This is a genomic window from Hahella sp. CCB-MM4 (genome assembly GCF_002260525.1).
GTDB lineage: Bacteria > Pseudomonadota > Gammaproteobacteria > Pseudomonadales > Oleiphilaceae > Hahella.
On record NZ_MRYI01000023.1, the window covers coordinates 32779 to 46078 of the forward strand.

Annotated in this window: 9 protein-coding genes; 4 read left to right on the top strand and 5 right to left on the bottom strand. The window is 47.7% G+C overall.

What is annotated here, in order from left to right; translation table 11 throughout:
- Positions 1 to 71: 71 nt before the first annotated feature.
- Together BTA51_RS26285 and BTA51_RS26290 are read left to right on the top strand one after the other, a co-directional pair.
- Positions 72 to 635 (top strand): hypothetical protein, encoded by a 564-nt coding sequence (locus tag BTA51_RS26285; RefSeq protein ID WP_094712057.1) that lies wholly within the window; start codon positions 72 to 74, stop codon positions 633 to 635.
- Positions 636 to 1221: 586 nt separating this feature from the next.
- The gene (locus BTA51_RS26290; RefSeq protein ID WP_094712058.1) at positions 1222 to 2658 is read left to right on the top strand and encodes a trypsin-like serine protease; all 1437 of its coding nucleotides are present in this window, start codon (positions 1222 to 1224) and stop codon (positions 2656 to 2658) included.
- Between the two features lie 641 nt (positions 2659 to 3299).
- Here BTA51_RS26290 and BTA51_RS26295 read toward each other — a convergent pair.
- Positions 3300 to 4907 carry an RICIN domain-containing protein gene (locus BTA51_RS26295; protein ID WP_094712059.1) on the bottom strand — a complete coding sequence of 536 codons (1608 nt, stop codon included), beginning with the start codon at positions 4905 to 4907 and terminating at the stop codon, positions 3300 to 3302.
- Positions 4908 to 4955: 48 nt separating this feature from the next.
- On the bottom strand, positions 4956 to 6701 hold the full coding sequence (locus BTA51_RS26300) for a right-handed parallel beta-helix repeat-containing protein (RefSeq protein WP_210404929.1): 1746 nt from the start codon (positions 6699 to 6701) through the stop codon (positions 4956 to 4958).
- A gap of 734 nt (positions 6702 to 7435) precedes the next feature.
- On the opposite strand from BTA51_RS26300, the gene araC reads away from it, so the two are divergent.
- Positions 7436 to 8323 carry an arabinose operon transcriptional regulator AraC gene (gene araC / locus BTA51_RS26305; RefSeq protein ID WP_094712060.1) on the top strand — a complete coding sequence of 296 codons (888 nt, stop codon included), beginning with the start codon at positions 7436 to 7438 and terminating at the stop codon, positions 8321 to 8323.
- A 164-nt stretch (positions 8324 to 8487) separates the two neighbouring features.
- A complete protein-coding gene (locus BTA51_RS26310; RefSeq protein WP_094712061.1) occupies positions 8488 to 10401 on the top strand; it encodes an Ig-like domain-containing protein in 1914 nt (637 codons plus the stop codon).
- Between the two features lie 63 nt (positions 10402 to 10464).
- Here BTA51_RS26310 and BTA51_RS26315 read toward each other — a convergent pair whose 3' ends face one another.
- The 3 genes from BTA51_RS26315 to iolB all read right to left on the bottom strand — a co-directional run bounded on the left by BTA51_RS26315 (position 10465) and on the right by iolB (position 13296).
- A complete protein-coding gene (locus BTA51_RS26315; protein ID WP_141215683.1) occupies positions 10465 to 11202 on the bottom strand; it encodes an isoprenylcysteine carboxylmethyltransferase family protein in 738 nt (245 codons plus the stop codon).
- Positions 11203 to 11386: 184 nt separating this feature from the next.
- A complete protein-coding gene (locus BTA51_RS26320; protein ID WP_094712063.1) occupies positions 11387 to 12415 on the bottom strand; it encodes a Gfo/Idh/MocA family protein in 1029 nt (342 codons plus the stop codon).
- A 74-nt stretch (positions 12416 to 12489) separates the two neighbouring features.
- Positions 12490 to 13296 carry a 5-deoxy-glucuronate isomerase gene (gene iolB, locus BTA51_RS26325; RefSeq protein ID WP_094712064.1) on the bottom strand — a complete coding sequence of 269 codons (807 nt, stop codon included), beginning with the start codon at positions 13294 to 13296 and terminating at the stop codon, positions 12490 to 12492.
- Positions 13297 to 13300: the final 4 nt, after the last annotated feature.

Below are 13300 nucleotides of genomic sequence, written 5' to 3' on the forward strand. Positions count from 1 at the left end.
TCAAATGAAATTGGATTTATATCTAATCTCTAATCGGATCATTAATTTAAAACACAAAGGATAGTAAAAGAATGAAACGCATCATCAAGAATTGCGCTACATTGGCTGGCCTGGGGCTTTTCGCAACGTTACCTTTCCAAGCAATGGCGAAAGAAGGCGCTCATGGGCGCGCTTACTATGGCTTCACCAACGATACGGGACAAACACTGTACATAAAGCTGTCTGAGAATAACGTTACCTACGACGAAATGTGGCTAAAACCTGGAGAGGGTTTTCAGTCTAAAAACCGAAGCGACACGTTTCTCGTTGACCCTCCCCTGACAGACCGTGGTAAATATCTCAAATACGATAGTTTCGTTAAAAAAGGGAAGCGTGAATATCACAACCTTGAGCTGAGCGTCATAACATTGGGTGGTAAAGTGCTTGGCACCTATTTTGAGAGAGTAAAGCTTGAGCGCCCCGGCAATGGCTTTAATGATGATACGGATAAGCACGCTCTCTGCAAGATCAATACGACAAATATAGATTCCTTTCTCAATGAATTTTTAGACTGGAATGTGTTCTCAAAAGACCGCACGGATAACGGCTATGGTGCCGACGGTTACCACTGCACCCGCTATTTCCACTTTTATTAATAGTGCTATAGTCACTATCTATCTATAGCCTTCATCTGATATCTGAAGCCACTGCCCTTTATAAGGGTAGTGGCTTTTCTCACGCATTTTGCTCCTAACCTTAACCTGCCCTCAATATTTAATCCAACCGGCTAAAGAGGTGCGCAATTAAATGAATTATTATCTTTTCACCCGTTTATAGCGGCGACGATTGTTGTGGCTGCATTGCCTATTGCTACAATCACCAGTGTATCGGCGGACGCTTCCTCATTTCCATCTATCTCTTTGATTCAGGATTTGACTGCGCCATAGGGAACGCCAATCGTCGGCTAAGCTAACTTTTCAATACTTCCAGCCTCATAGATTGAACGGTGTTAAAAATAATTCCTGTCAGCATAAACCCAAATTAACAAACCATCGTAATTAGATAGTGCTTACAGGCGACCTTCTGTCGTCATGTATTCATTAAGAAAGGAAGTGATTGAACGCCAAGACTTTTTATGCAGGGCAAGAGATTTCAGCCCGGCCGGTGTTCCATCCTCGTGGGATGGCCAAAATAAAAAACCATCCTCCCTCCCAAAATACCTCAAGGAAAGGGGATTTTTAAATGAAACTGTACAAACGCAATATTTTACTCGGGACATTGGCTGGAATTTTCTGCGTCGGCCTGGTTCAGGCAGATTCCGGTGAGCCGGAGACTGCCAGTGGCTCGCGCAGCACTCTCCACAAAATTGTGGGCGGAGAGGAAGCCACACCGGGTGAATTTCCTTTTATGACATCACTGCAACTCAGCGGTTTTGGACATTACTGTGGTGCATCGGTTGTTGCCGACTCTTATGTCCTCACTGCCTCTCATTGTACCGAGGGGAAATCACCTAGTGATTTTAAAGTAGTTGCCGGGATGCATAACCAGAATGACTCGAGTGGCACCCAGTCAATTCAGGTTACTAAAATCATCAATCACCCCAGTTATGACATCGCATTACTGAAACTGGTAGATAAAGTGGATGACCGGTATACCCGTATCTCTCTCGGTGACGACAATGACGTCTACGACGGCATGACGACCACTGTGATTGGCTGGGGAGCTTTAAGTGAAGGTGGAGGTGGATCAAGCACCTTGCAGAAGGTAGATGTACCGGTTGTCTCACTGGAAGATTGCCGCGACGCTTACGGAAATTCCGTTACTGAAAACGATATTTGCGCAGGATTGACACAGGGCGGCAAGGACTCCTGTCAGGGAGATTCCGGCGGACCTCTGTTCTTTAATCAGGCGGGAGAGTTTCGTCAATTGGGGATCGTTAGCTGGGGAGAAGGCTGTGCCCGACCAGGCAAATATGGGGTCTATACGTCCGTACCAAAGTTCAAGACGTGGATTTTGTCCAACATAGACGACGGAGGCAGTGACCCCCTTCCCAATCGATTGGAAAACGGTGTCCCGAGAACCGGATTGGCTGGCGCTTCAGGCGACATGATGTACTTTATTCTTGAGGTGCCTAAAGGCGCAACCGATCTGAGCTTTGAAATTTCCGGCGGCTCAGGCGATGCGGACATGTATGTAAAAGCCGGCAGCAAACCAAGCAAATCGGACTATGATTGCCGCCCCTACAAGAACGGGAACAATGAGACCTGTGCCGATATGGCGGTGACACCAGGAGACTACTTCATTATGTTGCATGGGTATAGTAGCTATAGTGGCGTCAGCCTGGTTGGTTCATACGCCGGAGGTGATGACGGAAAAGAAGGCAGCGGCAAAGAGAGCAATCTTTCAGCAGCACGAGGTGAATGGCTGCATTTCAGTGATCGTATACCCGAAGGCACCAGAACGCTAACCGTTATTATATCTGGCGAAGGCCGTGGCGACGCCGATCTATATGTGCGTCAAGGCAGTAAACCAACAGATACTGAGTACGACTGCCGCCCATACAAAAATGGCAATAATGAAACCTGTGTTTTCGATAATCCTGCCGCGGAAGAATGGCATATGAGCCTGAAGGCTTACAGCGAGTTTAGTGATGTAACTCTGGAGTGGGTTTCCGAGTAACACCGTTTAATCAGGCAATTCTATATTGATCAGCCAGGGACTCGGCATGACATGAGCGGCACAGGGATGTGCTTTCCAGTCAATCTAGACAATACAGAGCTGCTGTTTAGCGCAGCTCTCCCCTTTTTTATAAACAATGAAGATGGCGTGATATGTCATTCAAGCCAGAAAGGTAAGTGCCCTCCCGCACGTAGTGATAGCCTTCACCTCTTATCATTTGCTTTTTCCCTGATCGATTCGCCGATATCAAAAAAGCTAACCTTGAAGGTATTAAGGGGCAGCACAAAAGAGTTACCCCGTACCAACCAAGAACCCAAATGATCAGTTACGGTGTTTAAAAAATAGTAGACCCAACCCTACGACCTGGAGTTGCTCTGGCGAAAGCAACAATTCATCGGCATTACTCAATATAAAGCTCTAGTGAGATTGGGTTGCGTAAGATACACGAAATCAAAAGGTTACGACGTACCCAGCCACCACTTGGTGCAGCAGATTACGGGGTATCTTTTTGAATCTACCAAAAATCCCCCCCCTCCCTCTTTATTTTCGACGACATAGCGGTTATGCCGCAGATGCCGACGCATTATGCGACTTCGGCACCCTGGCATTTTGTCCTGAGATGGTTACTTGTCCTGAGAGGACTACTGAGGACCTGAACCAGCCTTAAGTATTTCCGGCAAGGAATCCGCGCTATCCAGGCTATAGGGGTACTGAGGTGTATCCGAAAGTACCCAGGGACTCCCCGAGTCCTTGTACGAATCCGTTGCGGATCGTCCAGTGTATCGATTGCTTGCAATGTCGGCGTCCAGATACCCTCCCCCATGATTCCAGTGAGGTTTGGTGCTGTTTTCAAAGAAGCTTGATTCAAGCCGTGCCTGAGCTTGCTGATCGACGCTGATGGCGAAATACGTAACGTTGCGCCAGTAGTTGTTGAATATGTGTGCCCGGGTATTGGAACCGACAATTTTCGGATTTCGCCCAGATACGTTATTCCAGAAGTTGTGGTCCAGGGTTACCTGGGTGTCCTGAACAAGGCTGGTGTAATGGTGCTGGTTACCACACACCAGAGGGTTATAGCCATCGAACTGATTCCAGCTTAATGTCACGTTCTGACTGTTCTTCATGTCCACGTGGCCATCACTGATGTTTTGAAACTTAAGATGGTCCAACCATATGTGGCTGCTGTTATCCAGGGTGATGCCATCACCCGCTTCTACCAGTCCGGGGTTGACGTTTTTAATGGTCAGATTACGAATAATGACATTTTTTGAGTTGCCAAGCGTAAAACTGGCCCCGGTAATTTGCGCGTTAGGGCCAAGTCCGATAATTGATTTGTTCGATTTTACATGAATATGCCGGTCATTACGGTTTCGGTATACCACTGAGTCTGTATTTGATCCCAGCTCTGTACAGGTTTGGCTCCCCACAGGCACGCGGTAAAACGTTTTATTGGAGTCACCAGAATAGCTTGGGCACTTAATGGCACAAGCCACTTGTCGACGGTTCGCGGTATGACAATTGATGGTGGTATTGTCGGGGATGTAAATCACTCCAGGCCGCTCAGAAGATACTGCGGTAACCAGCGCATCACAACTTCTGACAATCACCCCAGTTGCATTGCCTCCCCCAGTGGTTGTATGAAGCCCGTCTTTTCCCGCAACAGACGCAAAGCCGCCCATGTCGCCCTGTTCTCCACAGGTTGAATCGACCGGATTGAAATACCAGCGTTGGGAGGCGTTGGCTTCATCAGCATTCTGGTAAATATTAGCCCCTCGATAAGAGCCAGCCACTGTCAGAGACAGTCGGCTGCTCCGGGACACAATGTTATAAGCGCCATTGGATGATTGTTTTAGCCGCCATTCCTGATTGGCACTTCCGGTGGGATTCCATTGTATGATGTTGCCTCCATTTGATGTTGAAGAGCCCAGAACATCCAGATTCATGCCACTATGGGCGGCCCGAATAGTCCAATAACCGTCAGCTGTTTCATGGAGGTAGAAATGCTGGTTGGAACCTCCCCGGTACTCCCAGCTAATGACGTTGGCCAGCGCGTCCTTCGACTTCTTTTCAACGTCAATCGCCGCTCCCGAACTGTAATTGATAATACTGTAGAGTTTTCCGCTAACAGGCATTTCGGAGCAATTTTCCGCGAACACCGACGTTGAGCTCATCGCCAAGCCCAATATTCCCGCATAGAAACAGCCGACCTTACCCAGTGCCTGACCACCAACGGCGCACTTCACAAACATAAATAGATCTCCCTTGTTATTAGCATCTGTTTAGTTCCAGAAATAAATCTAGTGCGATTCAAATGCACCAATATCGGGAGCTGAACCGTTATACGAACGACCCACATTGACTCCTGCGTCAATCAAGTCACTGCCTCTGATCAGGTGAAAGTAGTCGACATCAGGAAGGCTTCCATCAGCTTTGCGTGGTGCCAGCAGGTCATCGATATTGATACTGGAGAAGTCATTAGAGTCAGTGGAAGCTGACTGCCAACTGTTATTGGAGATATTCGTAGAGCCGGCCTTCAGGCTGTCACCCGAATGTCCATCGTAAGAGATGGTGTTTTTGACGATCAGTTGTTGAGCCGAGTTAGAATTGCTGAAGCTTATGTTCCTGCCATTTTGGTGTGCTATGGCATTGTATATAGTGACCTTGCCGCGGTTGCTATTGTGATCATAGCCGTCGTGAGAATTGCCAGCGGCGATGGTGTTAATGTAAATGGCGTTGTGTTTGAGATCCTTTGTATCGCTGCCACCTGTTTTGAAACCATTACCGTCGCCAGCGACAAGATTGTTGTGCATGTCGTAGCCGTTACGAATTGCCCAGGTGTTTTCGTAGGTGGTGGTGACATTATTGGCGCCACGAAGATACCCATCGAATCCATCGTCAAGGTTATTCCAGGCACGACATCCTTCGAATTTGTTACCACTGCCCACGTCCAGCTTTGCGGCAAAACCATCGGCATTCTCCAGCGTGGAATCAGCATTAAAATACGAATCTACATTCTTAATCAGGTTGTGGCTGGCACCGTTCCCCAGCTGCAGACCGGTATCGGAGTTCCGCGAAAAGGTTGAGAATTCAATCGTATTATTAGAGCCGCTTATGAACATCCCGTTATCGCCGGCATTCTGCACATCAATACCGTAGATGTACCAATAGTTGCCCCCTAGCTCTAAGCCCCGATTACTGGAGCGCTCAGACATACTGGAAAAATCAAACAAAGGCCTTCCAGAGTCGCCAGGATATTTGCTCAATTTAATCGGATTTGACGCGCTGCCACTTTGATCTATTTCGATGGTGTCATCGAAGTAATAGGTGCCTGCGCGGATATAGATAATATCGCCCGCAGAAGCAGTAGCTATTGCTGATAGGATTTCTGACTCCGAACCCACTACCACCCCATCCGTTGGATTGCCTCCGGAAGAACTGCCTGCGGGAGTTGCCTTGAAAGCACTGGAGTTGTGATAGGTTCCATCACTGGCGAGAAATTTGACCCAGAACCAGTAGCTTTTTCTGTTAATCAGATTTGAGGCTGTGTAACTCTGTACACTCGGGCTGACTATCGCAAGACGGGATCTGCCTTTTGGATTGGCGTCGGTATCATAATAGATTTGATAAGGAGACCCGGTTCCGGCATCTGACCAGGTGAGAGACACCTTCCTGTCACCTGCCGCCCCTGTCAGTGCAACTGTACTTACAGAGCTATCACCTGCCGAACCGCCGGTACTCGAAGATACGCCAGAAGGTACTGAACATTCCTTTATAGATTTCGTAGGAATGGGATCGCTTCCAAAGGTGCCTGCTGAGCATGAGAAGCTTCCGCTCAGGACTTTATAGACAAACTTTCGCGAGGCCCCGAAAGCAACCTTTGTGGTTTGACCAACGGAACAAATGTCATTGGTTTTACAAATGGTTGAATATCCGTCAGGACGATTGGTGGCGGCCTGGGATTGAAAGGCTACCAAGGCCAGTACTAGTGCACTTTTACTAAAGATAGGCCCTTTTAATGTACGGCTGTACATCTTGATATACATGTTAGAACTTCCTTGAATACCGGTTTTGGCGATGAATAAATATTTTTGCGAGTGTACCTATTCTTGTGAGTGTACCAATCCGGTCTGAAGGAAATGTATGGGGCAAATAACTCTATATATGGACAAATTGACTGTTTGAATGGAAAGCAAATCCAGTTTCAAAAAAGGAAGAGGGTTATCTGTATATTGGCCGACAAAATCAAGTAAGCCCGCCCTGGCCGCATTCCTTCCACACTGGATGCTTGATTATCAGGCACCAGCGCTAATCAATACAACAAAAAAGCACTGATGTACATAACACTTCTCATAATACTTCTTATTAATATTGTGAGTGGTTATATCTGCACATCATCCGAGAAAATAGATATTTACATATTCTGCTCGCTTTCTCTTTCAGCGATCCGAAAGACTGGCCACATCCGTAATAACCCATTGATCATCATCCATTTTTCCTATCATGATAGTATTAGTCCGCAGTCATTTATCCTTCATATTTTCATGTAACAAAGTATTCCATTTTTAAAGTCATTTTTTTAACGAGATTAAATAAAATAAACATATAGACAATCCTGCTACGTTTATTGATTTTTTTGCCAACTCTTTCCAAATAACGACATGTGCATTTGACGTCTATAGAGAATTTATTATTAATTCCTCACGCTTTAATACGTATTTCAATATTGCTTTGATTGACTCTATTGTCAGGCCTAAATTATGAATTGTAGTTCGCAGCTATGGGTAGCTTAAGAAAACTCGATCCCCTAAAGCCGGGGTATCCCTTTAACGCGCATTTGGTTGCTGGATTAACCCCCATTTACAAGGGAGGGGAACTCGATTTCTGGATAGACCGCCCCAAGGGGTTAAAGGGTTATGTGATTAATTTGACGGTTTCCGGTTCGGGGCTGGCTTTTCCCAATAGCGCTTCGCCAGTACAGGTCAAAAAGGGCGATATGATGCTGATTCCCACTCAGGCCACGCATGATTACGGACGCCATTTTGACTGCGACTCCTGGCATCACCGGTGGATCTATTTTCGGCCACGAGCAACATGGACAGAATGGCTGAACTGGTCTCGGACCATTAATAATGTCGGATTCCTCAAGATTCCTGACGAAAGTTATGAAACCATCGATGAACTCTTCCAGACCGTAGATCACTCCAGTAAAAACGAAACTTTTCTTTCTGAGGAGTTCTGCTTGAACCTCTTGGAACAAATATTAATTCGATGCCGGGAATTTGATCATGCCCGGCCATGCACCACGATAGATCAACGAATACTTCGTGCCTGCCATTTCATTCACGAAAATCTGGCAAGGGAATTATCAATACGAGAACTGTCTCACATAGCCTGCATGTCCAGTTCCAGATTTTCCCATTTATTTAAAGATCAATTGGGAGTTTCGGTAAGGCAATGGATTGAAGATCAACGTATTAGCATGGCCCGTCAGTTGTTAATTACATCCAGTCTTCCTGTAAATCAAGTTGCTGTCTACTTGGGCTACCAGGATGCTTTGTATTTCTCCCGCGTGTTCAAAAAGAAATTGGGAGTCAGCCCTCGAACATTCAGGGAAGGCATGCATAAATCTGTGATTAGTATAAAGCCTGAGAGAGGCGTAATGTAATTCCACGAACACCTGTTATTTGCTTAGCACCTCCCAGCTATCATGCCCGCCCAGCCTTTCTTGGATTACTAGAAAACATTTTATCACCTACTAGAATGATATCTGGAAGGCTACGACCGCTTAATGGTCAGGATGCCTAAGGGAATTTCAGGAGGAATCGTAGCATGTCGAATGACCAGCGCACTTTGATCTCAGCTTGGCTATTTGTTGGTTTGTTAGTGGCATTTCCGTTCGCCACATCCGTTCGAGCGGCTCCCTATGTGTCAAATACAAGTTATGTGGCGACAATAAACACGCCCATAGAAATAAATCTGGATACCACGGATAGTGACCAGGATCTGCAGAAGTTTGTCATCCTTGCCTCACCCTCTCACGGCATACTATCTCCACTTTCAGCACTGCCGGGGCAATCAGACAATCATTCAAAGTGGCTTTACTCTCCACAGGAGGATTTTGTTGGCATAGATGTGTTCGAGTTTTATGCCCTGGATTCACAGGGAGAAAGAGCTCAAGCCAGGGTATTCATTTCTATTGAAGACGCCTTCATCAATCGCTACTCCTTTTCACCGGATAGTGGCTACAACGGCGTATCACATATGTATGGTCCCCGCGTGGCTGATGCCGTATACGGCGCGGGAAAGCCCATCAACTTCCCCTATATCCAACCCGGAGATCGTATTGAAATATCTTCAGGTGTCCGTGACAGAACTCTTCGAATCTGGGGACTTCAAGGTACAGAAGATCGCCCCATCGTGATCATTAACAAAGGTATGGTTGAGCTGGAGAAAGGCGGACACACGATTGAATTGGATGCCTGCAAATACGTCCAGATTATGGGCGTAGGTAATGACAATCTAGAGCAAGGCATCCATGTTCATGACGGAGCGACCAAGGGAATACGCATGGGCGAAGCTTACACGCAGTTTATTGAGCTGGCGTACCTGGAAATTGACCACACCGTCATGGCAATCAGTTTTGGCAGCAAGTATCCATTAGGGGGCAACCCACCAATCACTGATGGGATACACATTCATCACAACAACATTCACGACATTGAAGAGGAAGGATTTTACCTGGGTAAATCCGCGGATCAGGCAGGTGGCGCTTATTCGACAACCCGTAATCTGACGGTTGCCTACAATCACTTGCAGGATATTGGATATGAAGGCATTCAGATTCGCGGACTCAGGGAATCGAACAATCGCATCCATCATAACGAAGTGATTAACACTGGCTGGCTGCACAACAATGGCCCCAATGACATGCACGCCATTTATGGGACCGACGTGCATCAGGTGAAAATTTACAACAACATGATAAAGGGCTCGGACAGGGCTGGCATCTATATCAAAGAATACTTCGATACGGGCACCTCTCATTTCGAGGTCTACAATAATGTCGTGATCGATTCCGGCAGACTGGAAAGTGGAGACAAGGGGCACGGTATATTGATTTCAGCCGGTCATAGTGCCGACTTATATAACAACACTATCGTCGGTGCGCGTGTATATGGCATCAGTTATTACAGCAATCTGGATAGTGGTTATATCAGCAACAACCTGTTGGTTGATATCCAGGATATGATCAGCCCCGTTCGCGACATCGGCAACAACGATATTGTGATAGAAGGCAACCAGTATTACGACACCCCATCCCAGGCTCAGTTCGTCAATCCGACGCTGGATGACTATCGCGTGGCTTCGATCAATACCAATGTCGTTGATAATGCCACCCCTCCCCTTATTGCGACGACGGATTTCGCAGACAATCTACGCCCGCAAGGCCCACATGAAGATATCGGTGCTCACGAAAATCTTCTGCCTGTCTCATGGGACCAGACGTTCTTCTATTCAGGCCCCGGCCCCTTAAAAGCTTCTTTGGCAGGGTACGACCCGGAAGCTGACGACATTACCCACACTCTGGCCGTACCACCTGAATACGGAGTTGTAACCCTGGAAGGCGCAAGCTTCGTCTACAGTCCTGCCCTGACCTTCCCAGGGCAGGACCAGTTCATAGTTGAGCTAAGCGATGGTTTTGAACGATCAACTTTGGTGACGATCACCATTACTAGCAAATAAATCATCCGCTGGCTGAGTTTCAGTGGCTTTCTAAAGGCCGCTCGCTCAGCCAGCAGATCGTCTTTATGAAGAAGCTTTTTTCGGGAGGGGAAGAAATCGGCGTACACGTTTCTGATATTGCTCATAAGGCTGTCCGATTTCACTCACCAGATCTTTTTCCTCAATGGGAGTAATGATGAGGATATAAAGGGTGGCCATCAGGGACAGGAGAAGGTGCCCGACCGTCATATCCGGACTCACCCACATCACAACAAACCAACATAAACTGATCGGGTGGCGGGTAAAACGATAGAGATAACGGGCACTAAAACCCGTTGGTTGTGCTGATCTTTTACAGTAGCTCAACCACGCCTGGCGAAGCCCGAAGAAAGACCAGTGATCAATATTAAAAGTGGCAAACACCATGACCATCCAGCCACACAAGTAGATGGCAACCAGGACTGCCCTGATGTATTCATTCGAAAGGGACCAGATGGAAATATCAATAGGTCGCCAGAGATACACAAGCAGATAAAAGGTCACGCCTGACACCAAAATGTAGGTACTTCTCTCAGCCGACTCCGGAATGAGCTGCGTCCACCTACGCTTGAATGCCGGTCGCGCCATCACCGAATGCAGAACGAAATAACCACTGACCAGGAGAAAGTTAACAGCCAAAGATGTCCAAACACCTTCAGCGTAACCGCCGTCGATTCCTTTCGGAACAAAAGCGTTGATAAGAAAGCCCACCATATAAAGCAGGGAGCTTAAACCGATCGCATATGCCAGCACGGCATAGCTCATTAAGATGATTCCTTTCATGTCGTTTTCTCTCAGAAGCTAATTTCCCTATTCCTCTGACATACTACTCCTTCGTCAGGAAAAAACTATGTGCTGAGAGCAAGCGCCGAGGTAGGACAAAGCTTTAAAAAGCATCTGGCGGCCAGAGCTTTCATGTGTCCTGGCTATACCTCTAGGCTATGGTTTTTTGGTTGCGTACTTTGAACTATATTATTTTCACAACCTGACCTTGTGCTGCGCTTAGGGCTGCGGCATCAAGCACCTTCAGCACCTCGATGGCTTCATCCGCAGCTACAGGCGGTTCAGTCCCATTTTTCACAGCTTGGGCAAAGGCCGTGTAGTAATCATGATAGCGGCCTTGCTCCGATGGAATCATTTCATCGCCCCGCTCTGTTCTCAAGTGTCCCCAAAACTCCTCTCGCTCGTAGCCCCAGGTTACCGGATCGTCTGTTGGTCTTTTTCCATTAAAAATGGCTTTCGCCTGGACGTCAGTACCGGAAGCGACGTAGCTGCCAAGCTCTGCGTATACATGAAACTCCCGGGCAACAAGATAGTTGCTCTTACTGGCGGAAAGATGAGAGCTTACTCCGCTTTTATGACGGAGCGTTAAGGTAAAACCAACATCAGTTGACCCTTCCGGCAGATCGACGCAATCCGTTTGAGCGAAAACAGAGGTCACCGGACCTAAAAGCCACAACATCTGATCAACCAGATGACTGCCAAGATCGCGCAAAACGCCGCCCGAAGGCCCGGGCTCAATTGTTTGCGGATTATCAAGGTCCATCCTCGAATGAACCCGCCAAAGAGCACCGAGCCGACCGCTATCTATCACTTTGCGAAGCGTGCGGATATCGGCGTCACATCGACGGTTATGAAATACACTGAGAATTACGCCCTTTCTCTCCGCTGCCAACTTTAACTCTCGGGCACCTTCAGCCGTTGGGGCAAAGGGCTTATCGGCAATAACATGTAGTCCGGCCTCGATGGCCTGAAGCACCAGTTCCCGCCGGGTTTCCGGTGGTGTGGATATCGTGACCGCGTCAACACCCGCTTCGATCATCTCGCGCAGACCGGGATAGATCGGAATGTCCGGCCACTCCTGCTTAACGGCCGCTATTCGTGACGGTGAGCGGGTGACGATTCCGACTAACTGCACTCCTTCGGCGGCCTCAATAAAAGGCGAATGAAAGTATCTTCCGCCGTCGCCGTAACCAACTAGCCCCAGTCTTAACATGCTGATTCTCCGTTCTAAGAGGCGATTCAATTCAAGTATTTGTTAGCGGTGAAACCAGTGAAGTTAAGGGCCCTTCATTTCTTCAGCATCCATTCGTGATCAGGATCATTCTTGAACTTCCAAACCCTTTTTGGACCGGCCATAACATTCAGGTAATAGAGATCATAGCCATAGGGAGCGCCGACGGGGTGATAGCCCTCCGGCACCATGACCGCCTGGCCGTTTTCTACCGCCATGGTTTCATCCAACGTGCGGTCATCGTTATAGACTCGCTGAAAAGAGAATCCCTGGCTTGGATTGATTCGGTGGTAATAGGTTTCCTCCAGGCAGGACTCTTCAGGCATGTTATCGACACTGTGCTTGTGTGGCGGATAACTCGACCAGTTGCCTGCAGGAGTGAAGACCTCCACGACTAACAGACTGTCAGCGCCGTCATCCCAATCCGGTAAAATATCGTGAATATAACGGGTATTTGCACCCTCACCCCGCACCGAGACTTTTTTCTCATCCGGTGCAATCAGTCGGGCAGAGTGATTACCGTGGCCGGGCGCCTTACACACTGCCAACTCAACATCGGTTAGTGCAGTCAACGTCCACTCATTGTCGTTGGGAACATAAACGGCGTAAGGCGGAATCTTTTCAAAAATGCTCATTCGCTGACCGATACCTGACCATAGTTGCCCTGCAGTCTGAACGTCAGCTTTACCGCTTAGTAACACCAGACAGACCTCGCAATCACCAGTCGCCTCAGTCAGCGACTGACCTGTCTTGAGCGTAAAAACTTCAAAACCGACATAGGACCACCCGGCAAGTTCCGGGGTTATTTGCAGAACTCTGCCATTGGCGTCTGGTTTAGTGGGTTTGACTAATAAACGAGACATCGTA